Consider the following 26,172-nt stretch of genomic DNA (forward strand, 5'->3'; position numbering starts at 1 on the left):
GGAAAAATGGAGTAGAGTGGCGCGCCTTTCGAGTTACCTTTCCTGTTGCTCATGAAGTTTCGCAGTAAACACCTCGCCAACCCGGCTGATGCGTCGTCAGTGCCCCCACCCAAACGCTTTTCCCTGAAAGTGGCCCTGTGGCTGCTCGACAGCCCGCGCCTGGGTGACAAGCCTCAGGTCAAGCACCTGGCTGGTCGCCTGCTGAAACAGCCGGCCCGCCAAGGCGTGGTGGTGGCCCAGAGCCGGTTGGGGCAGATGCTGTGCCGTGATTGTGGCAACGCCCGGGACCGGCGCATCGGCCACGAACTGCTGCGCCAGGCTGCCCGTGCCGGTGATCGGCGGGCGCAGCTGGAGTATGCAAGGTTATGCCAGGCCAACGCGCCTGAGCAGGCCCGCTACTGGCTGGAACTGGCGGCCGCGCAGGGCTCGCAGGAAGCGCGGCGGCTGCTGGGGCAGTGGTTTTCAGGCTGAGCGCTGCTTGGCTACTAGCGGCCCTTATGCGGGCGCAGGCAACCTGCCTCCCAGGCTGATAAGCTGCGCAGCATTCATCAAGGTTCGATCGGGGTAACCATGACAGTGGATCTGGCCAGCATTCTGCTGGGCTTGGTGGTGGGTGCAGTGCCCTGCCTGGGTTGGCTCATGCAGGTGCAGCGTCGCCAGGGGGCCCGGCAGGGTGAACAGGCCCTGCTCGAAGAGCGCCTCAACGCCGCCCAACTGTCCCTGGCCGGGCTGCAGGCGCAACTGGAGGCCGGTCGCGACGAGATCAGCGACCTCAGCGAAGCCAACACCGTCAAGCAAGCCCAGCTGGCAGCCCAGGGCCGTGAACTGGAACTGTTGCAGATCGACCGCGACAACGCCCGCGATGCCGCCCACGCCTGGAGCCTTGAACGCGCCAACCGTGAAGCCGAGCTACGGCGCCTGGAAGCCCAGACCGCACGGCTGGACGCCGAACTGCGCGAGCAGCAGGAGAGCCACCAACAGCGTCTCGAAGACCTGCAAGAGGCCCGCGACACCCTGCGCGCGCAGTTCTCCGACCTGGCCACGAAAATCTTCGACGAGCGCGAGCAACGCTTTGCCCAGACCAGCCAGCAGCACCTGGGGCAAATGCTCGACCCGCTCAAGGAGCGTATCCAGGCCTTTGAGAAGCGCGTCGAGGAAAGCTACCAGCAGGAAGCACGCGAGCGTTTCTCGCTGGGCAAAGAGTTGGAGCGCTTGCAGCAGCTCAACCAGCGCCTGTCCGATGAAGCCACCAACCTCACCCAGGCCCTGAAAGGCCAGAAAACCCAGGGCAACTGGGGCGAGATGATCCTTGAGCGGGTACTGGAGCACGCCGGCCTTGAGAAGGGCCGCGAATACCAGACCCAGGTCAGCCTCAAGAGCGCCGATGGCGAACGTTTCCAGCCCGATGTGCTGATCATGTTGCCTGGCGACAAGCAGGTGGTGGTGGACGCCAAGGTCAGCCTCACGGCGTACCAGCAGTTCGTCGGCAGCAATGACGAGGCCGCGCTCAAGCAGCACGTGCAGTCGTTGCGCAGCCACGTCAAAGGCCTTTCGAGCAAGGACTATAGCCGCCTCGAAGGCTTGCACAGCCTGGATTTCGTGCTGCTGTTCGTGCCCATTGAGGCCGCCTTCTCGGCAGCCCTGCAGGCCGAGCCCAACCTGTTCCAGGAAGCCTTCGACCGGCACATCGTGATTGTCAGCCCGACCACGCTGCTTGCCACCCTGCGGGTGATCGACAGCCTGTGGAAGCAGGAACGCCAAGGCCAGAACGCCCGCGAGATTGCCGAGCGCGCCGGTTGGCTGTACGACAAGTTCGTGCTGTTCATCCAGGACCTGGACGAACTGGGCAGCCGCTTGCAGCAGGTAGACAAGGCCTATGCCGCAGCGCGCAACAAACTGTGCGAGGGGCGTGGCAACCTGGTCAGCCGCTCCGAGCAGCTGAAGTTGCTTGGCGCCCGTGCCAGCAAGAGCCTGCCGGCAGACCTGCTGGAACGGGCGCTGTCTGATGAAACCCCGGCGGGCGAAGCGCTTACTGAACCAGGCTCAGATGCCGATTGAGCAGGGCGCGCAAGGCGGCCGGCTTGACCGGCTTGGCCAGGTAATCCAGGCCTGACGCGTGCACCAGGGCGATGGTCTCTTTACTGCCGTCGGCGCTGATCACCACCCCAGGCACCGGCTCGCCGAGCCGTGCGCGTAGCCAGCCCATCAGTTCGGTGCCGGTCTCGCCGTCGTCCAGGTGGTAGTCCACCAGGGCCAGGTGCGGGCGCATGCCCTTGGTCAGCAAAGCCTCGCATTCGGCGCGGTTGCGCGCGGTCCAGACCTGGCAGCCCCAACGGCTGAGCAGGCTGTTCATGCCGATCAGGATGCTGTCTTCATTGTCGATGCACAGCACGTTCAGCCCGGCCAGCGGCTGGCCAGACTGTTCCACCGGCGCACTCGGTGCGGGTGCAGCCTGGCGGGCAATCGGCACGCTGACGCGGAACACCGTGCCTTTGCCGGGCCACGAGCGCACTTCGAGCGAATGGCCGAGCACCCGGCACAGGCCATCGGCGATCGCCAGGCCCAGGCCCAGGCCTTTCTCGGCGCGGGTCTGGTGGCTGTCCAGGCGTTTGAATTCCTGGAAAATCTCCTGCAGCTTGTTGTCGGCGATGCCGGGGCCACGATCCCAGACTTCCAGCCACAGGCGCTCACCCTGGCGACGGGCACCGAGCAGAATCGGGCTTTTGCCATAGCGCAGGGCGTTGGTCAGGAAGTTCTGCAGCACCCGGCGCAGCAGTTTGATGTCGCTGTCGACCCGCAGGCGGCTGCCGCGCAGGCGGAACTCCAACCCTTTTTCGGCGGCCAGTACCTTGAACTCGGCGCCCAGGGTGTCGAACAGCTCATTGAGGGCGAACGGCTTGGCGTCCGGGGTGATCTTGCCGTTCTCCAGGCGCGAGATGTCCAGCAGGTCACTGATCAGTTCTTCGGCCGAGCGTAGCGAGCTGTCCATGTGCTGCACCAGTTGCTGGGCCTCGTCATTCATGCCTTCGGCCTGCTGCGACAGGGCGGCCGAGAACAGCCGCGCGGCGTTCAGCGGTTGCATCAGGTCGTGGCTGACCGCGGCCAGGAAGCGGGTCTTGGACTTGCTCACGGCTTCGGCCTGGCTCTTGGCTTCGGACAACGCCTGGTTGAGCTGCGACAGCTCATGGGTGCGTTCCGCCACCCGTTGCTCCAGGCCCTCGTTGGCATCGCGAAGCGCCTGTTCGGCTTCGCGGAACGGGGTGATGTCGGTGAAGCTCATGACAAAGCCGCCGCCGGGCATCGGGTTGCCGATCAGTTCGATGACCCGGCCGTTGGGGAACAACCGTTCGGAAGAATGCGCGCGACCCTGGCGCATCCAGTGCAGGCGCCGGGCCACGTGCACCTGCGCCTCGCCTGGGCCGCACAGGCCGCGCTCGGCGTTGTAGCGGATGATGTCGGCAATCGGCCGGCCCACGCTGATCAGCCCGTCAGGGTAGTTGAACAGTTCCAGGTAACGGCGGTTCCAGGCCACCAAGTGCAGGTTCTGGTCGACCACGCTGATGCCCTGGTTGATGTTTTCGATAGCGCCTTGCAGCAGCGCGCGGTTGAACTGCAGCACCTCGCTGGCTTCGTCGGCGATGCGCACCACGTCTTCGAGCTGCATGTCGCGGCCTTCGATGGCGGCCTTGACCACGGCGCGGGTCGACGAGGTGCCAAGCACGCCGGCGAGCAGGCGTTCGGTGTGTTCGATCCAGTCGCCGTCGGCGTTCTGGTTGGGGTTGAAGCCTTTGCCCTGGCGGTAGGCGAAGCGGATGAAGCTCTGCCGGGCACGTTCTTCGCCGACGAAGCGCGAGGCCAGGGTCAGCAAGTCGTCGATCTGCACGGCCAGCAGCGGTTTGCTGCTGGGCCGGGCGCTGGTCTGCTGGCCGATGAAGCGCCCGGCCTGCCAGTGTTCCGACACCCGCGTGCGCGACAGCACCGAAACCCAGGCGAACAGCGTGAAGTTACCCGCCAGCGACAGCACCACGCCCTGGGTCAGCGGGCTGATCGGCAGGTTCAGCGGGTTGCCATGCAGCCACGCCAGGCCCGGGAACAGCGCCAGCGACCAGCCCACGCTGTGGGCGGCAATGGGCAGCACCAGGGTGTAGAACCACAGGAAGATGCCGGCGGCCAGGCCTGCGAACACGCCGCGCCGGTTGGCCTGCTTCCAGTACAGCGCGCCGAGCATGGCCGGGGTGAGCTGGGTCACCGCGGCGAAGGCGATCTGGCCGATGGTCGCCAGGCTTGCGGTGGAGCCCAGCAGGCGGTAGCTGACATACGCCAGCAGCAGGATGACCACGATGGTCACCCGGCGTACCGAGAGCATCCAGTGGCGGAAGGCTTCGAATGGCCGCTCGGCATTATTGCGGCGCAGCAGCCAGGGCAGCAGCATGTCGTTGGAAACCATGGTCGACAGGGCCACGGCCTCGACGATGACCATGCCGGTGGCGGCCGAGGCACCGCCGATGAAGGCCAGCAGGGCCAGGCTCGGGTGGGCTTCGGCCAGGGGCAGGCTGATCACGAACGAGTCGGACATCACCGTACCGGGCAACAGCATCTGCCCGGCCAGGGCGATCGGCACCACGAACAGCGCGGCCAGGGCCAGGTACATCGGGAACACCCAGCGGGCCAGGCGCATGTCCTGCGGTTCGATGTTCTCCACCACGGTGACATGGAACTGCCGCGGCAGGCAGATGATCGCCATCATGGCCACTGCGGTCTGCACCACCATCGAGGGCCAGTTGATGGTCTCCTGCCAATAGCTTTCCAGCTGGATCGACTGGCGTGCCTGGCTGAACAGGTCGTCGAAGCCGTCGTACAGGTTGAACACCACGAAGATGCCCACGGCGAGAAAGGCCAGCAGCTTGATCAGCGACTCGAAGGCGATCGCCAGCACCATGCCGCGGTGGTGCTCGGTCACATCCAGGCTGCGCGTGCCGAACACGATGGCGAACAGCGCCAGCACCAGCGACACCACCAGTGCGGTGTCTTGCACCCGGGTGCCGGTGGCATCGGCATTGGCACCGATCAGCAGGTTGACGCCCAGCACGATGCCTTTGAGCTGCAAGGCGATATAGGGCAGCACGCCGACCAGGCAGATCAGCGCCACCACCACCGCCAGGGTCTGCGATTTGCCGTAGCGCGCGGCGATGAAGTCGGCGATCGAGGTGATGTTCTGCTGCTTGCTGATCAGCACCATCTTCTGCAGTACCCAGGGTGCGAAGATCATCAGCAGCACTGGGCCCAGGTAGATCGGCAGAAATGCCCAAAGCTGTTCGGCGGCCTGGCCGACCGCGCCAAAGAAGGTCCAACTGGTGCAGTACACGGCCAGCGACAGGCTGTACACCCAGGCACGCAGCTTCGGCGGCAACGGTGTGCTGCGGCGGTCGCCGTAAAAGGCGATGGCGAACATGATGGCCATATAGGCCAGGGCGACCACGGCGATCAGCCCGCTGGACAACGACATGAAAACTCCGGAGCAAAAAAGATAACGCGGTCCCGATCAACCAGTCTGGCACGCAGGCGGCGGTTCGTCAGCGCAGACGATGGTCGCAGTGGCGAGTCGTCGCAGGGCGTTGCTCAAGCGGCAGCGCCAACATCAATGCCTGCGGGTGCCCATCCAGTAGAACACTGCCGCCAGTATCACGGCGTACGGCCGCTGGGTAGTGCTTGACGGCGGCGAGCATTGCCATCTCCTTGTCGTGCGGGTTTGCCGGGTATCAGCATAAGGCAGCAGAGGGCTTGCCAGCAGCAGCTTTTACCCTGCAGATTTGTGGCTTTCCGCGCCCGGCGCGCCTCCAACGCTAAAAGCCCCTCAGGAACAAGGACGATGAGTCATCCCTCGCAATTCACCTTGCTCGGCAAGCGGCGCTTCTTGCCGTTTTTCATCACCCAGTCGCTGGGTGCGTTCAACGACAACCTGTTCAAGCAGTCGCTGATCCTGGCGATCCTGTTCAAGCTCAGCCTGGGCGACGGTGACCGTTCGATCTGGGTCAACCTGTGCGCCTTGCTGTTCATCCTGCCGTTCTTTCTGTTCTCGGCACTGGGTGGGCAGTTTGGCGAGAAGTTCGCCAAGGACGCGCTGATCCGTGCGATCAAGCTGGCCGAGATCGGCATCATGGCCATTGGCGCACTGGGCTTTATCACCAACCACCTGGCGCTGATGCTGGTAGCCCTGTTTGGCATGGGCACCCATTCGGCGCTGTTCGGGCCGGTGAAGTACTCGATCCTGCCCCAGGCCCTGCGTGAAGAAGAGCTGGTGGGTGGCAACGGGCTGGTGGAGATGGGCACCTTCCTGGCCATCCTGGCCGGCACCATCGGCGCGGGTGTGATGATGTCGTCGGGCAGCTATGCCACGGTGGTGGCGGGTGGCGTGGTCGGCACGGCCGTGCTGGGCTACCTGGCCAGCCGCTGGATCCCACGGGCCGCCGCCGTGTCGCCGCAGATGCAACTGGACTGGAACATCTTCAAGCAGTCTTGGGTGATCCTGCGCATGGGCCTGGGGCAGACGCCTGCGGTGTCGCGCTCGATCGTCGGCAACTCCTGGTTCTGGTTCGTCGGCGCCATCTACCTGACCCAGATCCCGGCGTATGCCAAGGACTGGCTGCACGGCGACGGCACGGTGGTCACTCTGGTGCTGACCCTGTTCTCGGTGGGCATTGCTCTGGGTTCGCTGCTGTGCGAGCGGCTGAGCGGGCGCAAGGTGGAGATCGGCCTGGTGCCGTTCGGCTCGTTTGGCCTGACCCTGTTCGGCCTGCTCTGGTGGTGGCATTCCGGCGATGTGCCGGCTGCGCCTGTGCCGCACGACTGGCTGGCGCTGCTGGGCATGAGCCAGGCCTGGTGGATTCTGTTGTCGATCGTGGGGCTCGGGGTGTTCGGCGGCTTCTACATCGTGCCGCTGTATGCGCTGATCCAGGCGCGCACGGCCGAGGACCAGCGGGCCCGGGTAATCGCTGCCAACAACATCCTCAATGCCTTGTTCATGGTGGTGTCGGCGGTGCTCACCATCGTGCTGCTGGGGCTGGCCGAGCTGAGCATCCCGCAGCTGTTCCTGGTGGTGTCGTTGCTCAATATCGCGGTCAACGCCTACATCTTCAGCATCGTGCCCGAGTTCACCATGCGCTTTTTGATCTGGCTGCTCAGCCACTCGATGTACCGCGTGGAGCACCGCGACCTCGAACGCATCCCCGACGAAGGTGCGGCGCTGCTGGTGTGCAACCATGTCTCGTTCGTCGACGCCCTGCTGCTCGGCGGCGCGATCCGCCGGCCGATCCGCTTCGTCATGTACTACAAAATCTACAACCTGCCGGTGCTCAACTTCGTGTTTCGCACCGCAGGCGCCATCCCGATTGCCGGGCGCAGCGAGGATGAGGGCACGTACGAGCGCGCCTTTGCGCGCATCGCCGAATACCTGGCGGCGGGTGAGCTGGTGTGCATCTTCCCGGAGGGCAAGTTGACCGGCGACGGCGAGATCGATGCGTTCAAGGGTGGGGTCAGCCGCATTCTCGGTGAAACCCCGGTGCCGGTGATTCCCCTGGCGTTGCAGGGGCTGTGGGGCAGCTTTTTCAGCCGTGATCCGGGCAAGGGGTTTTTCAAGCGCTTGTGGTCGCGGGTGACCATCGTGGCCGGCGCTGCGGTTCCGGTGGAGGCTGCGCAGCCTGAGTTGTTGCGCGAGCAGGTCAGCCGCTTGCGCGGCGACCTGCGTTAAGCGGGCATGGTCAGCTGGCGCTGACTTTCAGGCCGATCAGGCCACAGATGATCAGCGCCACACTGACCAGCCGTACCAGGGCCATGGACTCGCCGAACAGGATGATCCCGGCGATCACCGTGCCCACGGCGCCAACGCCGGTCCAGATGGCGTAGGCGGTGCCCAGCGGCAGTTCTTTCATGGCCAGGCCCAGCAAGCCCAGGCTGATGACCATGGCGCCGACGGTAAGCACGGTGGGGAGCGGGCGGCTGAAGCCGTCGGTGTACTTCAGGCCTACCGCCCAGCCGACTTCGAACAGGCCGGCGAAAAACAGGATGATCCAGGACATAGGTGCCTCCATTGTTGCCAACGATGGGGCCGTCCCCGGAGTGGTCACGCGGTGCGTCGTGAGGCCGTCCCCACAGTGGGCAATAGGGTGCACATTTTCTGATGGCTGGGCAAGTCAGTGCCTGGCAGGTTCGCCACGTTCATCTACCGGCAAAGGCGCTTCCATACGGCGGAACCAGGTCGACAGCAGCGCCCCCGAAATATTGTGCCAAACGCTGAACAGTGCGCTCGGCACCGCCGCCAATGGCGAGAAATGCGCCGCCGCCAAGGCTGCCCCCAACCCTGAGTTCTGCATGCCCACCTCCAATGCCAGCGACTTGCGCTGGGCCAGTGGCAGTTTGCAGAGCTTGCCGGTGAGGTAACCCAGCAGGTAGCCGAAGCTGTTGTGCAGCATCACCACGGCCATGATCAGCAGGCCCGACTCGGCGATTTTCGCCTGGCTGGCCGCCACCACCGCACAGACGATCATGACGATGCTCACCACCGACACCAGTGGCAACACCTGCACCGCCGCCTGCACCCGCGCGCCCAGCAGGCGCTGGGCCAGCACGCCGAGCACGATCGGCAGCATGACCAGCTGCAGGATCGACCAGAACATGTCCATGAACGAGACCGGCAGCCAGGCCGAGGCCAGGAACCAGATCAACGCCGGGGTCAGCAGCGGGGCGAGCAGGGTGGTGACGGCGGCAATCGCCACCGCCAGCGCCAGGTCGCCCTTGGACAGCCAGACCATCACGTTCGAAGCCGTGCCGCTAGGGCAGCAGCCGACCAGGATCACGCCCACGGCAATCTCGGGCGGCAGGTGGAACAGCTGGCACAGTAGCCAGGCCATGCCTGGCATGATCACGAAGTGCGCCACCACCCCCAGCATCACCCGCCAGGGCTGGCGGGCGAGGGCGGCGAAGTCATCGAGCTTGAGGGTCAGGCCCATGCCGAACATCACCAGGCCCAGCAACGGTACGATGGCCACTTTCAGGGCGATGAACCATTGCGGTTGCAGGAAGGCCAGCACGGCGAATACCAGCACCCAGAGGGCAAAGGTATTGCCGACGAAGCGGCTGAGGGCGGCGAGGGCACGCATGGGCAGGTCCTTGTACTTATAGAGATGCAGTTTTCGAGGGCCTCTTCGCGGGGCGAGCCCGCTCCCACAGGTACCCCGATGAGCTTGAGATCAAGCGGGGTACCTGTGGGAGCGGGCTCGCCCCGCGAAGAGGCCGGTACTGGCTGAGAATACGTCCCAGCCCAGCCCCGACATTTCATGCCACTCAGACCCCTTGCGGAATCTCCTCCCCACCCAATGCCTCGAACAGCACCGGCAGGAATTCGGTAAAGGTCATCATCATCAGCAGGAAGCTGGCATCGAACTGCTGCTGGGCTTCATCGCCGCCATCCTGTTCTGCCTGCTCTTGCAGCAGCTCCTCGAACTTCAGGCGCTTGATGACCATCTTGTCGTCCAGCACGAACGACAGTTTGTCCTGCCAGGCCAGGGCCAGCTGGGTGACCACCTTGCCGGTGCTCAGGTGCAGCTGGATTTCTTCGCTGGTCAGGTCCTGGCGCTTGCAGCGCACGATGCCACCATCTTCGGCAGTGTCGCGCAGCTCACACTCGTCCAGTACATAGAAGCCTTCGGCGGCTTGCTGCGACTTGACCCAGTCGGTCATGGTGGCGACGGGTGCGATCTTCACGGTTGCCGGGCGTACCGGCAGCGAGCCCATCACTTCACGCAGGGTCGACAGCAGGTCTTCGGCACGCTTGGCGCTGGCCGAGTTGACCAGGATCATGCCCAGGCGCGGCGCGATGGCGGCGAAGATCATCGAGCGCCGAATGAAGGCACGCGGCAGGAAGGCCTGGATGATCTCGTCCTTGATCTGGTCGCGTTCCTTCTTGTAGACCTTGCGCATCTGCTCGGTCTCGATCTCTTCGACCTTTTCCTTGACGGCGTCATTGACCACGCTGCTTGGAAGGATACGTTCTTCCTTGCGCGCGGCGATCAGCAGGAACTCGCCGCTGACGTGCACCAGGGGAGCGTCTTCGCCCTTGCCGAACGGCGCGACGAAGCCATAGGTGTTCAGCTCCTGGCTGGCGCAGGGACGGGCCGGCTTGCTGGCCAGGGCGGTTTCCAGCGCTTCGGCGTCGAATGGAACATCCTGGGTCAGGCGGTAGGTCAGCAGGTTCTTGAACCACATGAGGGGCAATCTCTCCTTAATGCATAAGGCGGGCATTATTCTCCGAGCAGTGGTTCCCGTCCAACCCTGTCAGAGGGCCAGCACCTATATATAGAAGAAGAAAAGACCAGCGTTGCTAGGTCTTTGAAAGGCTTCGAAAAATTTTTTAAAAAAGTCGAAAAAAGTGCTTGCCAGGGTGGGGGCTCATCCGTAGAATGCGCGCCACACCGAGACGAAAGGGTGATTAGCTCAGCCGGGAGAGCATCTGCCTTACAAGCAGAGGGTCGGCGGTTCGATCCCGTCATCACCCACCACTCGATGTATAGCGCAGCGGTAGTTCAGTCGGTTAGAATACCGGCCTGTCACGCCGGGGGTCGCGGGTTCGAGTCCCGTCCGCTGCGCCATATTCAACTTCCAGGGCCCACTGAACACCCGGAAGTTACAGGAAAAGCGACCTTAGGGTCGCTTTTTTTGTTTCTGCTTTTTGAGGCGTTCTGCGGTTCAGCACGGCCCCTGTGGTAGCGGGCCGGCGTTGGCGGTGCAAGGCCGCATCAACGCATGCGTTCTTCCTTGCGCAACGTCAGCACTTCAACCCCTGCTTCGGTCACCGCCACCGTATGTTCCCACTGCGCCGACAGCGCATGGTCGCGGGTAATCACCGTCCAGCCATCCTTCAAGGTCCGAGTGCCACGCCCGCCCTGGTTGATCATCGGTTCGATGGTAAACACCATCCCGGGCTTGAGCTTCATGCCCATGCCGCGCTGGCCAAAATGCAGCACCTCGGGCCCTTCGTGCATCTGCTGGCCAATGCCATGGCCGCAATACTCGCGCACCACGCTAAAGCCGGCTGCCTCGGCATGTACCTGGATGGCATGGCCAATGTCGCCAAGCGTCGCCCCGGGGCGCACTTGCTCGATGCCTTTCCATAGCGCGTCGTAGGTCGTTTCGACCAGCCGACGCGCCTCGTCGTTGATCGGGCCAATGCAGTACATTTTCGACGAATCGGCGATGTAGCCGCCTTGTTCAAGGGTGATGTCGACATTGATGATCGACCCCTCGTTGAGCACCTCATCCGCCTTCGGCATGCCGTGACACACCACGTGGTCCACCGAGGTATTCAGGGCGTAAGGGAAACCGTACTGGCCCTTGCTTGCCGGCCGAGCCTTGAGCGTTTCGACGATATAGCGCTCGGCGTGGTCGTTGATCTGCATCGTGGTCACGCCGGGGCGTATGAAACCATCGAGTTCAGCGAACACTTGGGCCAGCAACCGGCCGGCGTTGCGCATCAGGTCGAGTTGGGCGGGGGTTTTGAGGATCACCTGGGACATGGGGAGAAGGCAGTAACTCTGGCAGAAATGTGCCCCAGCATAGCGCCACGGGCCTTCGCGGTGCCACCGCATGGTGCGGCAAACCGGCCCCGCACGGGCGCGCGGGCCGCCAGCGAAGAGGCCCGCACAGCTGGCCCGCTAATTGCTGACTGACCCCTACCCAGGGCAATCAATGCCGATTGCCCGCACCTCTTCACGACAAAGGCGCCGTGTTGCCCCGCTTGCCATGCAAGCGGGGGCAGCCGGCGCCTTTTGCGTTTCCCAAGGAGACCGGCCCATGAGCAGCAGCGAAGTACGCAGTGTCTGCCCGTATTGCGGCGTCGGCTGTGGCATCGTCATGCGCGTTGCCGATGGCAAGGTCAGCAAGATCAGCGGCGACAAGCAGCACCCCAGCAACTTTGGCCGCTTGTGCACCAAGGGCCTGACCGCGCACGTGCCGCTGACCGCCGCCGGGCGCATGGAGGATGCCTACCTGCGTCAGCAGCGCAGCCAGCCGCCGGTGCGCGCCAGCATGGATCAGGCCATTGCGGCCACCGCCGCACGCCTGCGCGGCATCGTTGACCAGCACGGCCCGGATGCCGTGGCGCTGTATGTGTCCGGGCAGATGTCGCTGGAGGCCCAGTACCTGGCCAACAAACTGGCCAAGGGCTTTATCCGCACCCGCCATATCGAGTCCAACTCGCGCCTGTGCATGGCCAGCGCCGGCAGTGGCTACAAACTGTCGCTCGGTGCCGATGGCCCACCTGGCAGTTACCAGGACTTCGAGCACGCCGACGTATTCCTGGTAATCGGCGCCAACATGGCCGACTGCCACCCGATTTTGTTCCTGCGTCTGCTGGACCGGGTCAAGGCCGGCGCCAAGCTGATCGTCGTCGACCCGCGGCGCAGCGCCACCGCCGACAAGGCCGACCTGTTCCTGCAGGTACGCCCCGGCAGCGACATGGCCTTGCTCAACGGCCTGTTGCATCTGCTACACCGCAACGGCCACACCCACCCCGACTTCATCGCTCGCCACACCGACGGCTGGGACGAACTGCCAGCCTTTCTCGACGACTACAGCCCCGAGCGCGTGGCCGCCATCACCGGGCTGGCCGAGGCCGACATCATCAAGGCCGCCGAATGGATCGGCCGTGCCAACAACTGGATGAGCTGCTGGACCATGGGCCTGAACCAGAGCATCCACGGTACCTGGCACAGTAACGCCCTGTGCAACCTGCACCTGGCCACCGGCGCTATCTGCCGCCCCGGTAGCGGGCCTTTCTCGCTGACCGGCCAACCCAACGCCATGGGCGGCCGCGAGATGGGCTACATGGGGCCCGGCCTGCCAGGCCAGCGCTCGGCGCTGGTGGAAGACGACCGCGCGTTCGTCGAACAGCAGTGGCAACTGCCACCAGGTACCCTGCGCAGCGAAGGCGGCGAGGGTACGGTGGCGCTGTTCGAACAGCTGAAAGCAGGGGACGTGAAAGCCTGCTGGATCATCTGCAGCAACCCGGTGGCCAGCGTCGCCAACCGCCAGCAGGTGATCGACGGCCTGCGCCGGGCCGAGCTGGTGATCTCCCAGGATGCGTTTCTCGACACCGAGACCAACCGCTATGCCGATATCCTCCTGCCTGCGGCACTGTGGGCCGAAGGTGAGGGCGTGATGATCAACAGCGAGCGCAACCTCACCTTGATGCCACGCGCCGTGGCGCCTCCTGGCCAGAGCCTGCCGGACTGGCAGATCATCGCCCGGGTGGCCTGCGCGATGGGCTATACCGACGCGTTCGATTACGCCGATGCCGAAGCGGTGTACGACGAGATTCGCCGCTTCCATAACCCCGCCACCGGCTACGACCTGCGCGGCATCGGCTACACCGACCTGCGTGCGCAGCCGCGCCAGTGGCCATGCGCACCAGGGCGTGACAGCGACCGCAGCCCATTGCGCTACCTGAACGATGGCAGCAGCCAGACGCTGCTGCACGACGCCCAGGGCCAGCGCCCGGCGCTGGCGTTCCCCACCGCCAGCGGCAAGGCCCGCTTTTTCGCTCGGCCCTGGTTGCCGGCAGCGGAGTTGCCGGATGACGCCTACCCCCTGGTGCTCAACACAGGCCGCGTGCAGCACCAGTGGCACACCCTGACCAAGACCGGCAAGGTGCCGGCGCTGAACAAGCTGGAGCCTGGCCCTTTCATCGAAATCCATCCCGAGGACGCCGCACGGCTTGGCATCGCCGAAAAGGACCAGGTGGCCATTCGCTCTCGCCGTGGTCAGGCCGTGCTGCCGGCGCGCATCAGCGACCGGGTCATGCCAGGTAACTGCTTCGCGCCGTTTCACTGGAACGACCTGATCGGCGAGCAGTTGGCCATCAATGCCGTCACCTGTGATGCGGTCGACCCACTGTCGCTGCAGCCCGCCTTCAAACACTGCGCCGTGGCCCTTGAGCGGGTTGCCGGCGAACGTATCGACGCCCTCGACCTGAGCGGCGCCACTGCCCACCCGGAGTCTGCCCACATGCCGACCGCCACCCTGTCTCGTCTGCTTGGCCTGGACAACCTGCCGGCCCCGGCGCTGGCCGAGCAAGAGCGCCATTACCTGCAGGGCTTCTTGCTTGGCCTGGAGCAGGCCCGCGCCGAGGGTGTGCCAAGCCTGCCGGCTAGCGCGCCACTGGCCGCTAACCGACGGTGGTTCGTTGATGGCCTGCTGGCGGGCGTGTTCGCGCAGCCTTCGGCGCTGCCCAGCCGGGTGCTGGAGGCGCCGCAGCACCAGGTGCTGTGGGCCTCGCAGACCGGTAACGGCGAGGCGCTGGCCGAGCGCTGTGCCGAGCGCCTGCGTGACGCCGGCTTGGCGGTGCGCCTGAATTGCATGGATACACTCAGCCCGCAGCAGTTGCGCGGTGCTGCCAGTGTGGTGCTGATCGCCAGTACCTTCGGCGATGGCGACGCGCCCGACAGTGCGGCGCTGTTCTGGCAGGCACTGCAAGGCGAGGAGGGCGGCCACTGCGCCGATGTGCCCTATGCCGTATTGGCCCTGGGCGATTCCAGTTACGGCCAGTTCTGCGGGTTTGGCCGCAAGCTCGATCAGCGCCTGGCCGAGCTGGGTGGGCGGCGACTGCTGCAACGGGTGGATTGCGAGCCGGATTACGATGAGGCATTCGCCACCTGGCTCGACGCCTTGTTGGCGCGGTTGGCTGACGCCGCCGCGCCCCACGCCAGTGACGCGCCTTCGCCTGCGCAGGCCTGCAGCAAGCAGCAGCCATGGTCGGCCACCTTGCTGGAGAACCGCGTGCTCAATGCCCCGGGTGCCAGCAAGGAGACGCGCCAGTTGGTGTTCGACCTGGCTGGCAGCACCTTCAGCTACCAGGCGGGCGACGCCCTGGGCGTATGGCCGCGCAACTGCCCGGCGCTGGTCGAAGAGCTGCTGGCGCTGATGCGGCTCGATGGCCAGACCCTGGTCGAGGTCAAAGGCCAGGCCTCACTGCCGCTGGCCGATGCCATGGAGGCGCACCTGGAAATCGCCAAGGTCACCCCGGCGCAGTTGCAGGTGTTCAGCCAGAGCGCCGAGGCCCTGCGCCGGTTGCTCCAGCCCGAGCACAAGGCCGAGCTGCAAAACTGGTTGTGGGGGCGGCAGTTGGCGGATGTGCTGCGCGAGTTCCCCCAGGACCTGCCCTTGGTCACCTGGCTCGACCTGTTAAAACCCTTGCAGCCACGCCTGTACTCGATCAGCTCCAGCCCGTTGGCGCACCCTGGCCAAGTTCACCTGACCGTCTCGACCGTGCGTTACGGGCAGCGCAAGGGCGCTTGCTCGACCTTCCTCGCCGACCGCGCGCACGGCATCAAGGTGGCGATCTTCCCGCAGGCCTCGAAGCATTTTCGCCTGCCCGAGGACGATAACGTGCCGGTGATCATGGTTGGGCCGGGCACCGGCATCGCGCCGTTTCGGGCGTTTCTCGAAGAACGAGAAGCGCGTGGGGCACGCGGGGGCAACTGGCTGTTTTTCGGCGAGCAGTATGCGGCCAGCGACTTCTATTACCAGGCACAGTTGCAGGCATGGCAAGCGACAGGCCACTTGCGTCTGGATACCGCGTTCTCCCGCGACCAGGCCGAGAAAATCTATGTGCAGCAGCGCCTGCACGAGCAAGGCGCCGACCTTTGGCGCTGGCTGGAGGCGGGTGCCTACTTTTATGTGTGCGGTGATGCCCAGCGCATGGCCAAGGATGTGGACAGCGCGCTGCGCAGGGTCGTCGCCGAGCACGGTGGCATGAGCGAGGCCGCGGCGGATGCGTATGTTGAAGGGTTAAGCAAGGCCAAGCGTTATCGGCGCGATGTGTATTGAGTGCACCGGGATGGGGATGGGTGCACCTTGGCTGTGCGGTTTTTTCTGGAATGTCCGATGACTTTTCTGGCCCTGTCGCGTTTGAACAGGCGATACAGCATTTGGCACATTCCCTGCTTTATCACGTTCACAACACGCCCCACTGATCAACGGCGATCAACCAGGGGCACACCCTGATGAGTACAGGCAAAGGCGCCTGGAGCTTCCGCTCCAGGCGTTTTTTTTTGATCGAGGATCGGCTATGACGGCAACAGCGAACGGCAGGCAACGAGAGCAACTGGTGATTGTCGGCAACGGCATGGTCGGCCACCACTGCGTCGAGCAATTGATCGAGCGTGGCGCCTTGCAGCACTTCGAGGTGCGGGTGTTCGGTGAAGAACGCCAGCGTGCCTACGACCGTGTGCACCTCTCCGAATACTTCGGCGGCAGCTGCGCCGAGACCCTGGCGATGTGCGAGCAGGGTTTCTACCCTAGCCAAGGCGTGCACCTGCACCTGGGCGAAGCGGTGGTGGAGATCGACCGCACGCGCCGCGAGGTGGTTACCCCCCAAGGCCGCTACGCGTACGACCAGTTGATACTGGCCACCGGCTCCTACCCGTTCGTCCCGCCGATCGAAGGGGCCAGCGGCAACGCTCGCCTGGTCTACCGCACCCTCGACGATCTCGATGCAATCCGCGCCGCCGCCAGCAATGCCCAGCGTGGCGTGGTGGTGGGTGGCGGCCTGCTGGGCCTGGAGGCGGCCAATGCACTCAAGTCCCTGGGCCTGGAAGCGCATGTGGTGGAGTTTGCCCCACGCTTGATGCCGGTGCAGCTGGACAGCGAGGGCGGTGCGGCGCTCAAGGCACAGATCGAGGCCCTGGGCGTGGGCGTGCACCTGTCCCGCGCCACCCAGTCGATCAGTGCCGGTGAGGGCTATCGCTACCGCATGAACTTCGACGGCGGCGAACACCTGGAAACCGACCTGATCGTGTTCTCCGCCGGCATCCGCCCGCAGGACGCCCTGGCCCGCGCATGCGGGTTGGACACTGCCGCGCGGGGCGGGGTGGTGGTCGACAACCACTGTCGCTCCAGCGATGCGCGCATCTTCGCCATCGGCGAGTGCGCGTCGTGGAACGGCAGCGTGTTCGGCCTGGTTGCGCCGGGCTACAGCATGGCCCGTAACCTGGCGGCGCTGCTGGTGGGGGATGCCGCGGTTGCCTTCACCGGTGCCGACATGTCGACCAAGCTCAAGCTGCTGGGCGTGGATGTCGGCTCGATCGGCGATGCCCATGGCGCCACGCCAGGCTCGCGCAGCTACCGCTTCATCGACGAAGCCAACGCCGCCTACCGTCGGCTGGTGGTGGATGCCAGCGGCAAGCATGTGCTGGGCGCGGTGCTGGTGGGTGACAACAGCTACTACGACACCCTGTTGCAGTACGCGCAGAACGGTATAGCCCTGCCTGCCGACCCGGCCGCGTTGATCCTGCCACAAACGGGCGGCGCTCCGGCCCTGGGTGCCGATGCCCTGCCCGACAGCGCGACCATCTGCTCGTGCCACAACGTCAGCAAGGGCGCGGTCTGCGCCGCCATCGACAGCGGCTGCAGCGACCTTGCCTCGGTCAAGGGCTGCACCAAGGCGGCCAGCGGTTGCGGCGGCTGCGCGGCCTTGCTCAAGCAGGTGTTCGAGCACGAACTCACGGCCCGCGGCGTGACGGTCGACAAGAGCCTGTGCGAACACTTTGCCTACACCCGCCAGGAGCTTTACGGGCTGGTACGGGTTGGCGGTATCCGCACTTTCCATGACCTGCTCGTGCGCCATGGCAAAGGCCATGTGGGCTGCGCTATCTGCAAGCCGGCGGTGGGCAATATCCTTGCTTCGTGCTGGAACCAGCCGATCATGGACCCGGCGCTGGTACCGCTGCAGGACACCAACGACACGTTCATGGCCAACATGCAGAAAAACGGCACTTACTCGGTGGTGCCGCGCATACCGGGCGGTGAAATCACCCCCGACAAGCTCATCGTCATTGGCCAGGTGGCCAAGAAGTACGACTTGTACACCAAGATCACCGGCGGCCAGCGCATCGACCTGTTTGGGGCCCAGTTGCACGAACTGCCGCTGATCTGGGGCGAGTTGATCGAGGCCGGCTTCGAGACGGGCCATGCCTACGGCAAGTCGACCCGCACGGTGAAGTCATGCGTGGGCAGCACCTGGTGCCGTTATGGCGTGCAGGACAGCGTGGCCATGGCCCTGCGCCTGGAGGACCGCTACAAGGGCCTGCGCAGCCCGCACAAGCTCAAGTTCGCGGTATCCGGCTGCACCCGCGAATGCGCCGAAGCGCAGAGCAAGGACATCGGCGTGATCGCCACCGACAAGGGCTGGAATCTCTACGTCTGCGGCAACGGCGGCATGCGCCCGCGCCACGCCGAGCTGTTCGCCACCGACCTGGACGACGACACCTTGGTACGCCTGATCGACCGCGTGCTGATGTTCTACATCCGCACCGCCGACAAGCTGCAACGCACCTCGGTATGGCGTGAAAACCTGGAGGGGGGGTTGGCCTACCTCAAGCAGGTGATCCTCAACGACAGCCTGGGCCTGGCAACCGAGCTGGAAGCACAGATGCAGCATGTGGTCGATCACTATGAATGCGAATGGGCCAACGCCCTCAACGACCCGGAAAAGCTCAAGCGCTTCCGCACCTTCGTCAACGACCACCGCGCCGACCCGGACGTGCACTTCGTCCGCGAGCGCGAACAACGCCGCCCTGCTGCAGCGTTGCACCTGATTCCCACTGTCGAGGAGGCTGTCTGATGAACCTGTCAAATACTGCTGTAGCGCACCAACCCAACTGGCAAACGGTCTGTCAGGCCCGCGATTTGGTTGCCGATTCCGGCGTGGTGGTGTGGCACGAGGGGGCCCAGGTGGCGCTGTTCTATCTGCCAGGGCAGGAGCAGGCGTTGTATGCGTTGGACAACCGTGACCCGCGCTCGGGGGCCAACATCATCGGCCGTGGGCTGGTGGGGAGTGTGCAGGGCCAGCTGGTGGTGGCGGCGCCGCTCTACAAGCAGCATTTCAGCCTGCACAGCGGGCATTGCCTGGAGGATGCCGCGCAGCGGCTGCGGGTGTGGCCGGTGCGCTTGAATGGTGAGGCGGTCGAGTTGGCGGGGGGCTGATGAATTGTTGAACCCCCGGACGCTGTTCGCCGTAGGATTTTCGCCGTATGGGAGATCGAGCGCCGCCCGCGCGGCGCTTCGCGGGGCAAGTCGGATCGCCGCACCGCCGCTCCCACATCTGTTTCGGGCCAGTTATGCCTGATGCATTGGCGCGCGGCCCTTTGGTGCCCGCCACAATATCGCGTCGTACAAACAAGGCGGTCGCGCGCAAATGGCACAGGCCTCACTGGCCCGAAACAGATGTGGGAGCGGCGGTGCGGCGATCCGACTTGCCCCGCGAAGCGCCGCGCGGGCGGCGCTCGATCTCCCAGGCGACAAAAACGCTGCGGCGAGCACTATAAAAGCTGCCCACTCCCCCCAATGCGGTAAGCTTCAGGCCATGAACCTCGACACCCGCATCAAGTACCGCCACCTGCTGTGCTTCCTGGAAATCGCCCGGCAGGGCAGCCTGGCCAGGGCTGCCGATAGCCTCGCCATCAGCCAGCCAGCGATTTCCAAGACCCTCAAGGAACTCGAAGAGCTGCTGGAAGCACGCCTGTTCGAACGCAGCCGGCACGGCGTCGAACTGACCCCGGCCGGCACCCGCTTCATGCGCTACGCCGGGCCCAGCGTACAGGCCCTGCGCGATGGCGTGAGCAGCCTGCGCGGCGAAGCACGGGCGCCGTCGCAAGTGCGCATTGGCGTGCTCTCTACCGTCGAGGGCTTGTTGATGCCCGAAGTGCTGTGCCGCCTGCATCAGCGTCATGAGGCGTTGCTGATCAGCGTGGTGACGGGGGCCAGTGCGCAGTTGCTCGGGCAGTTGCGCCTGGGTGAGCTGGAGCTGGTGGTCGGGCGCATGACCGATAGCCCGCAGATTCAAGGCCTGTCGTTCGAGCACCTGTACAGCGAGTCGATGAGCCTGGTCGTGCGGCCGGGGCACCCGCTGCTGGCCACCACGCCAGTGGAACGGGCGCAGGTGGGGCGCTATCCGCTGGTCTTGCCACCCCCTGGCACCACCATTCGCCAGCACGCCGACAGCCTGTTCGTTCAATGTGGTGTGCAGCTGCCGGCGCAGCGCTTGGAGACCTTGTCGTTGGCCTTGAGCCGCCGCTATCTGCTGGGCAGTGATGCCGTGTGGGTGGCACCGCGCGACGCCGTGCTGATCGACCTTGGCCGTGGCGAACTGGTCGAACTCGACCTGGGCGTGCGCGAGCCGGGCGGCTCGGTCGGCATCTGTCGCAATGCCGCCTTGCCGCAGAGCCTGCCGGGGCAGTGGGTGTGCGAGGTGCTGCGCGAGGTGGCGGGGCAGTACCGCGAGGGTAGCTACCCCTGAACCCGTGCTGTCAGCAGGGCACTGAGCGCCTTGAGGTTGTCATCGCTCAGGCTGCCGCTGGCCGCCATCAGGCGTAGCTGCGCCTGCAAGATGGCATAGCGCTGGCGGGCCAGTTGCAGGCGGGTGCGGGTTAGCTGCTGCTCGGCATCCAGCACGTCGCTGCTGATGCGCGCGCCTGCCTCGAAGGCGTGCGTGGTGATCCGCAGGTCACTCTGGCTGGAGCGCATGGCCTGTTGCAGGGCCTGGTACTGACTGATGCCGCCCGTCAGGTTGAGGTAGGCCTGGCGCGCCATGAAATCAGCTTCGCGCCGTGCATCTTCCAGCTCATCTTCGGCCGCGCCCTGCAGGGCACGCGCCTCGCGGGTACGGCTCTGAGTACCGCCACCGGCATACAGCGGCACGCTCAGTTGCACGCCAACCACCGTCTGGGTGTATTTCTCCTCGGGTACGGTGACGTCGTAAAGGCTGCCACCGACCGAGGCAAAACGGCCATGCGCGGCCACCAGGTCGAGGGTTGGCAGGTGGCCGGCTCGTTGTTTTTCCACTTCCTGCTCGGCGATCAGTTGGCGCACCTCGGCGGCCTGCACCTTCAGGTTGTGCTGGCGTGCCTGGTCGGTCCAGGCATCCAGCCGGGCCGGTTGCGGGCCACTGAACGCCACCTCGTCATCGAGCCTGGCCAACTCGCCCGGCGTGCTGCCGGTCAGCCTCGCCAATGCCTGCTGGTTGAGGCGCAAGGCATTGCCGGCGGCAATCTGTTCGGCCTGCGCCAGGTCGTAGCGGGCCTGGATGCGCTGCACTTCGTTTTCGGTCCCCGAGCCCTCGCGCCGAAAGCGCTGTGCCTTGTCCAGCTGCTGGCCAAGGGTCTGCATTTGCTGGCGGCTGGTGCCCAGTTGGTCTTCGGCAAGCAACAGCTCGAAGTAGGCGTCGGCCACGCGCAGTATCAGGTCCTGGCGCGCGGCCAGCAGGTCGATTTCGCCCGCCGTTGCCAGGGCCTTGCCCTGTTCATGGCCGATGACGTTCTGCCAGCGCAGCAGGGGCTGGATCAATACCAGCGCGTAGGCATTGGAGTTGTCGCGGTTGCGGCTGGCCGCCCCGCTGTGCTCGCGGTCGACCCAGGCTGCGCCGCTTTCCAGGGACAGGTGCGGCAGCAACGTGGCGAGCCCCTGCGGGGCCTTTTGCGCGGCCGCCAGCTGGCGTTGCTGGGCGGCGGCATAGGCCATGTCATGCCCCAGGGCCTGCTGGTAGGTCTGGTACAGGTCGCGGGCCTGTACGGGGCTGGCGCAGACCAGCGCCAGTATCAGCACCGCTAGGCGGATTCGTGTGCATTGTCCGAGCACGTCGCGGACTCCTTTGCAAGTGAGGGCTTGTGTTGGCGGGGGTTGCGCATCAGTAGCACCATCGGGACGCCGATCAGCATCACCGCACCGAGCAGGCCGAAGAGCATGCTGAAACCGAGCATCTGCGCCTGCTCCCGGGCCTGGACGAAGGCCAGCAGGGCGTTGGCCTGGTCAGCGCCGAGCAGCTCGGTGGAGAGCCGCCGCGGGTCGAGGCTGGCCAGGTCCCAGCCGCTGGTGACCAGGCGGTTTTCGTCGACATGCTCGGCGAGCTGCCGGTAGCGCGCCCAGGAAAAACGCGTGAGCAGGGTGGCGGCGATGGCGATACCGACGCTGCCTCCGAGCTGGCGCATCAGGTTGAGCACGCCCGAACCTACCGAGATCAGCTGTACCGGCAGTTGGCGCATGGCCAGGTTGGTCAGCGGCACGAAGATCATGCCCAGGCCGAACCCCCGGATGATCAGCGGCCAGTACAGTGTGTCGGGGTTGCTCTGCAGGGTGAACTGGGTATGCAGGTACATGGCGTAGCCGTAGACCAGGATGCCCACGCAGATGAAGTAGCGCTCATCGATGCGGTTTTCCTGCGACAGCTTGCCGATCACCAAGGTGCTGACCGCGCTGGCCAGGGCCCCAGGGAAGATCACCAGGCCGCTCTGGTAGGCACTTTGTTCGAGCAGCGTCTGTAGCAGCAGGGGCACCATGAACAGCGTGCTGTACAGGCCGAAACCGACGCAGAAGGCGCACACCGAACCCAGCAGGAACTCGCGGTTGTTGAACAGCGCCAGGTTGACGATCGGGTTGCTCACCCGCCGCTCCCAGTAGCAGAAGCCCACCAGGCCAAGCAGCGCCAGGGCCAGGCACAGCAGGCTGAGGTCCGACTCCAGCCAGTCCCAGTGCTCGCCGCGCTCCAGCAGGATCTGCAAGCTGCCGACACCGACGGCAAGCAACAGGAAGCCCAGGTAGTCGATGCTCTGCGGGCGCCGCTCGTTGGGCGAGTCGCCCACGCACAGCCAGGCCAGCAGCAGGGCCAGCGCACCAATGGGCAGGTTGATCAGGAAGATCCAGTGCCAGGAGAACTCATCGATCAGGTAGCCCCCCACCGACGGGCCGAGGGTCGGCCCCATCATCACCCCGACGCCATACAAGGCCATGCCTGAGCTGACCTTCTCCTTGGGGAACACGTCATAGATGATCGCCTGCGAGATGCCCAGCAGGCCGCCCCCGGCCAGGCCTTGTATCACGCGCCACAGCACCAGCTGCCAGAGCTCCTGGGACACGGCGCAACCGAGTGACGCCAGCACGAACAGCGCCGATGACACCAGGTAGTAGCGGCGCCGGCCAAACCAGGCAGACAGCCAGCCGCTGGCTGGCAGGATCACCACATTGGCCACGATGTAACCGGTAGAGATCCAGGAGATTTCGTCCACCGACGCGCCAAAGCTGCCCATCAGGCTTGGAATGGCGACGTTGACGATGGTCACGTCGAGCAGCTCCATCATCGAGATCAAGGTAACCGTCACGGCCACCAGCCAGGGCGACTTCATAGTGCCTGCCCGCTGTCGCGGGTATCGACCTCGACGAACACGCTCATGCCTTGGCTAAGTGCCTGTTGCATGGCCGTGGGCAGTTGCCGGAACTCGATCCGTGCCTGGATGCGCTGCACCACCTTGGTGAAGTTGCCGGTGGCGTTCTCCTGCGGCAGCAGCGAGAACCGCGCACCGGTGGCCGGTACCAGGCTGTGCACCACACCCTCGAACTGCTGCCCGGGAAAGGCGTCGACGCTGATGCGTGCCGGTTGGCCGACCCGTACTCGGCCGATCTGGGTTTCCTTGAAGTTGGCCACCACCCACATGCGCTCGGTGCTGACCAGGCTCAGCAGCTTTTGCCCGGCCACCACGAATTGCCCAGGCTGCACATCCTTGTGCACGATGACCCCGGCCCGTGGCGAGGCCTGCCGGGTATCCTGCAGCTCGATACGGGCCAGGGCCAAGGCCGATTCGGCTGCCTTGATCCGGTACTCTTCCACCTTCAGTGCCGCCTGGTTGGCCAAGGTGCCTTCACGGGCGGCAGTGGAGTTGTCCCGGGCAGCCTGCAATTGATGGTTCAGGGCATCGAAGCGGGCGCGCGCGGCTTCCAGGTCCTGGGTGCTGACCACACCCTGCTCGGCCAGCCGTTGCGTGCGCCGATAGTCGCTGCGGGCCTGCTCGGCGTTGGCCACCAGTTGTCCGATGGTGGCCTGTGCTGCCTGGCTGCGTGCGGCGGCACTGCGCACCTGGCTGTCCATCAGGCCAGGCATGCCGCCCTGGCCTGTGGCGACCAGCGCGCCCAGATAATTGGCTCGGGCCTGTTCGAGCCGCTGCTGGTATTCGTCCTCACGCACCTGGAACAGCAGGTCTCCCTGGTTCACCCGGGTGTTCTCGTGCACTGGCACTTGTACCACCACGCCGCTCAGCCTGGCCCGAATAGGGATGATCACGCCTTCCACTTCGGCGTTGTCGGTGCTGACGTACTGCTTTGCGTATTGCCAGCGTTGCAGCCCCAGTACGGCCAGGCCTGCGATGACCAGCACCGATACTGCCAACTTGGTGTACTTGCCTTTCACCATGTCACACGCTCTCGTCCTTGTCGTTTAAGGCCATTGCCCCTTGCCTGCGGCCTGCGCAGGCAAGGGGCAATGCTCAGCTGGCTGCCGCCACGCAAGTGGCTTGCGCAGTCGCGGTGGCGCGCTGGTTGAGCAGTTCGAACACGCCGTCCCACAGCACGGTACGGGCTACCAGCGCATCGGCTGCACTCTTGGCCAGCGCCTGTTGCTGTGCGGGTTCGCTGACGATCTCGGCGATGATGCGTTTGGCCGCCGGGCCGTGATCGTCACCGTCCATCTCGATGTGGCGCTTGAGGTAGTAGGTCAGCATCGGCACGCTGGCTTCCTCGATCGCCCAGCGCTGCAGCAGGCCGCCGAACATGTCGGGGATGATGTCCTCGCGGCCGAAGAAGAAGTACGCCAGTACCTGCTCGGTCGAGCCATGCAGGGCAACGTCGAGGGTCTTGCTGACGAATACCTTGGCCGGCAGCGGGATGTCGACGTTGGTCAACGCCTGGGCCAGTGGCACGCCTGCTTGCAGCAGGGCCTGGAATTGACGGAACGGGCCAGTGTCGGCGCCAATCTCGTCCATGGCGCTGAGGTACAGGTCCAGGTGGCTGATGAAGCCGCCGCCAGGGTGCTCGTCGGTTTCTTCGCCGGTGACGATCTCGTTGATCAGCCGCGCGGCAATGATGTGCCGCGGCGGCAGCCAGGGCAGGGTGACGCAGGTCAGGTCGCGCTGGATACGCTTGAGCAGCGTCATGAAATCCCACACGGCGAACACGTGGTTCTCCATCAGCAGGCGCACGTCATCCAGCGAGCTGATCCTGGCGAACAGGGGGTGTGCCAGCAGGGTGCGGCGTTCATTCTCGATCATTGCATCAACATCAAAAGACATACTCGGCTCCTTGAGTGTGGGGGCGGTGTACCGGGCGCTGATTACTGCCCGGGGCGGCCTGGCGGTGGCATTGCTTGCCAGGCGCCGGCATAGGGGAAACGTGCCTTGCAGTAGCGCAAGGCGCCGAAGAAACGCGGTTCGAGCAGCGCCTGGCGGCCTTCGTACCAACCGCTGGCGAGCAGTTGGCGGTGCAGCCGTGGCAGGCGCCAGCACGGCACCCGCGGGTACAGGTGGTGCTCCAGGTGATAGTTGGAGCCCAGGTGCAGCAGGGTGCTCAGCCAGGCGGTGCGCGAGCGTGCCACCGGCCGGTCGACGCAGGCCTCGAAGGCATGCTCCTGATAGGCGTTGAGCGCGGAAATCAACAAGGCCAGCAACAGGCACCCAGCCATCGCCGGCAGCAGCACCGGCCACTTCGTCGCCAGCGCCAGCCACAGCGCCGGCCACAGCAGTTGGCAGGCCAGATTGACCCTGGCCAGCAAGCGGATCTGCTTGTCCGGAAGCGGCAGCGTGCCTTCGACCTTGGCGCCGGGCAGGGCCAGGCGCACGGTCTGCAGCAGGTACCAGGCGGTGGCATGCAGGCGTGACACCAGCAGCCGGGTCACGGCCAGGCGATAGCGCCGCAGCAGGCGCCAGTCCGGGTCCTTGGGGCTGCCGTTATGGCGATGGTGCTGCCAGTGGTCGACGAAGTAGCCGGTGACGCAGAAGCCGGTCAGCATCGAGCTCAGCAACACCGCCAGCATGCAGCTGTACAGGCGGTTTTCGCTAAGGTTGAAGTGGAAGCCCTCGTGACCCAGGATGCCCTGCAGAAACAGGCCGTAACCCGCCGGCAGCAGCAGTGGAAGGGCCAGCGGCCATGCCTGCGGCAGCAGGCTGAGGGTCTCCACCAGTACTGCCAACGGGACGGCGAACAGCAGCAACGCATAGCCGACCACCCAGGTGGTTTCCAGCGCCGACGGCTTGAGCAGGCTGCGGTCCGGGCGTAGCGTGGGCTTGTCCAGTGCCAGTTGCGTCATCG

General features: G+C 65.1%; 18 protein-coding genes and 2 tRNA genes. 9 read left to right on the forward strand and 11 right to left on the reverse strand.

Annotation, left to right across the window (positions count from 1 at the left end):
* The first annotated feature begins 51 nt into the window (after positions 1-51).
* Together CKW22_RS10925 and rmuC are read left to right on the forward strand one after the other, a co-directional pair.
* Complete coding sequence (locus CKW22_RS10925; protein ID WP_033701508.1) at positions 52-471, forward strand: tetratricopeptide repeat protein; 420 nt, start codon at positions 52-54, stop codon at positions 469-471.
* A gap of 213 nt (positions 472-684) precedes the next feature.
* Complete coding sequence (rmuC, locus tag CKW22_RS10930) at positions 685-2,058, forward strand: DNA recombination protein RmuC (protein ID WP_162181154.1); 1,374 nt, start codon at positions 685-687, stop codon at positions 2,056-2,058.
* Here the strand turns inward: rmuC and CKW22_RS10935 are convergent.
* Together CKW22_RS10935 and CKW22_RS27465 are read right to left on the reverse strand one after the other, a co-directional pair.
* Positions 2,030-5,506: a hybrid sensor histidine kinase/response regulator gene (locus CKW22_RS10935; protein ID WP_033700781.1), complete on the reverse strand. Its 3,477-nt coding sequence runs from the start codon at positions 5,504-5,506 to the stop codon at positions 2,030-2,032. The two genes, rmuC and CKW22_RS10935, sit on opposite strands and share 29 nt — an antisense overlap.
* A 67-nt stretch (positions 5,507-5,573) precedes the next feature.
* A complete protein-coding gene (locus CKW22_RS27465; protein ID WP_156056792.1) occupies positions 5,574-5,726 on the reverse strand; it encodes a hypothetical protein in 153 nt (50 codons plus the stop codon).
* 143 nt (positions 5,727-5,869) lie between these two features.
* On the opposite strand from CKW22_RS27465, the gene CKW22_RS10940 reads away from it, so the two are divergent.
* Complete coding sequence (locus CKW22_RS10940) at positions 5,870-7,747, forward strand: MFS transporter (RefSeq protein WP_033700780.1); 1,878 nt, start codon at positions 5,870-5,872, stop codon at positions 7,745-7,747.
* Positions 7,748-7,757: 10 nt separating this feature from the next.
* On the opposite strand, the gene sugE is transcribed toward CKW22_RS10940, so the two are convergent.
* The 3 genes from sugE to rdgC all read right to left on the reverse strand — a co-directional run bounded on the left by sugE (position 7,758) and on the right by rdgC (position 10,260).
* Positions 7,758-8,075, reverse strand: coding sequence for a quaternary ammonium compound efflux SMR transporter SugE (sugE, locus tag CKW22_RS10945; RefSeq protein WP_033700779.1), 318 nt, complete (start codon positions 8,073-8,075; stop codon positions 7,758-7,760).
* A 114-nt stretch (positions 8,076-8,189) separates the two neighbouring features.
* A complete protein-coding gene (locus tag CKW22_RS10950) occupies positions 8,190-9,155 on the reverse strand; it encodes a bile acid:sodium symporter family protein (RefSeq protein ID WP_033700778.1) in 966 nt (321 codons plus the stop codon).
* Positions 9,156-9,339: 184 nt separating this feature from the next.
* The gene (gene rdgC / locus CKW22_RS10955) at positions 9,340-10,260 is read right to left on the reverse strand and encodes a recombination-associated protein RdgC (RefSeq protein WP_033700777.1); all 921 of its coding nucleotides are present in this window, start codon (positions 10,258-10,260) and stop codon (positions 9,340-9,342) included.
* Between the two features lie 217 nt (positions 10,261-10,477).
* Between rdgC and CKW22_RS10960 the strand changes: the two genes are divergently transcribed.
* Positions 10,478-10,553 (forward strand) — tRNA-Val (locus CKW22_RS10960).
* A gap of 13 nt (positions 10,554-10,566) precedes the next feature.
* Positions 10,567-10,643 (forward strand) — tRNA-Asp (locus CKW22_RS10965).
* 147 nt (positions 10,644-10,790) lie between these two features.
* On the opposite strand, the gene map is transcribed toward CKW22_RS10965, so the two are convergent.
* Positions 10,791-11,567, reverse strand: coding sequence for a type I methionyl aminopeptidase (map, locus tag CKW22_RS10970; RefSeq protein ID WP_033700776.1), 777 nt, complete (start codon positions 11,565-11,567; stop codon positions 10,791-10,793).
* 277 nt (positions 11,568-11,844) lie between these two features.
* Between map and CKW22_RS10975 the strand changes: the two genes are divergently transcribed.
* From CKW22_RS10975 to pcaQ, 4 genes are all read left to right on the forward strand, one after another.
* Positions 11,845-15,876, forward strand: coding sequence for a bifunctional nitrate reductase/sulfite reductase flavoprotein subunit alpha (locus CKW22_RS10975; RefSeq protein ID WP_095064100.1), 4,032 nt, complete (start codon positions 11,845-11,847; stop codon positions 15,874-15,876).
* 241 nt (positions 15,877-16,117) lie between these two features.
* A complete protein-coding gene (gene nirB / locus CKW22_RS10980; RefSeq protein ID WP_095064101.1) occupies positions 16,118-18,670 on the forward strand; it encodes a nitrite reductase large subunit NirB in 2,553 nt (850 codons plus the stop codon).
* On the forward strand, positions 18,670-19,032 hold the full coding sequence (gene nirD / locus CKW22_RS10985) for a nitrite reductase small subunit NirD (RefSeq protein WP_047581705.1): 363 nt from the start codon (positions 18,670-18,672) through the stop codon (positions 19,030-19,032). Before nirB ends, nirD begins: the two co-directional genes overlap by 1 nt.
* Before the next feature lie 379 nt (positions 19,033-19,411).
* Entirely contained in the window at positions 19,412-20,344 is a 933-nt protein-coding gene (pcaQ, locus tag CKW22_RS10990) for a pca operon transcription factor PcaQ (RefSeq protein WP_033700770.1), read from the forward strand.
* On the opposite strand, the gene CKW22_RS10995 is transcribed toward pcaQ, so the two are convergent.
* The 5 genes from CKW22_RS10995 to CKW22_RS11015 all read right to left on the reverse strand — a co-directional run bounded on the left by CKW22_RS10995 (position 20,335) and on the right by CKW22_RS11015 (position 26,170).
* The gene (locus CKW22_RS10995; protein WP_033700769.1) at positions 20,335-21,681 is read right to left on the reverse strand and encodes a TolC family outer membrane protein; all 1,347 of its coding nucleotides are present in this window, start codon (positions 21,679-21,681) and stop codon (positions 20,335-20,337) included. The two genes, pcaQ and CKW22_RS10995, sit on opposite strands and share 10 nt — an antisense overlap.
* Positions 21,651-23,222, reverse strand: coding sequence for a DHA2 family efflux MFS transporter permease subunit (locus CKW22_RS11000; RefSeq protein WP_033700768.1), 1,572 nt, complete (start codon positions 23,220-23,222; stop codon positions 21,651-21,653). Before CKW22_RS11000 ends, CKW22_RS10995 begins: the two co-directional genes overlap by 31 nt.
* Entirely contained in the window at positions 23,219-24,283 is a 1,065-nt protein-coding gene (locus CKW22_RS11005; protein ID WP_047581707.1) for an HlyD family secretion protein, read from the reverse strand. Before CKW22_RS11005 ends, CKW22_RS11000 begins: the two co-directional genes overlap by 4 nt.
* A 73-nt stretch (positions 24,284-24,356) precedes the next feature.
* Complete coding sequence (locus CKW22_RS11010) at positions 24,357-25,157, reverse strand: DUF3050 domain-containing protein (RefSeq protein ID WP_033700765.1); 801 nt, start codon at positions 25,155-25,157, stop codon at positions 24,357-24,359.
* A 41-nt stretch (positions 25,158-25,198) separates the two neighbouring features.
* Positions 25,199-26,170, reverse strand: coding sequence for a fatty acid desaturase (locus tag CKW22_RS11015; RefSeq protein WP_047581709.1), 972 nt, complete (start codon positions 26,168-26,170; stop codon positions 25,199-25,201).
* Between the last annotated feature and the right edge of the window lie 2 nt (positions 26,171-26,172).

The sequence above is a fragment of the Pseudomonas sp. Irchel s3f19 genome (assembly GCF_900187555.1).
In the GTDB taxonomy this organism is placed as follows: Bacteria; Pseudomonadota; Gammaproteobacteria; order Pseudomonadales; family Pseudomonadaceae; genus Aquipseudomonas; species Aquipseudomonas capeferrum.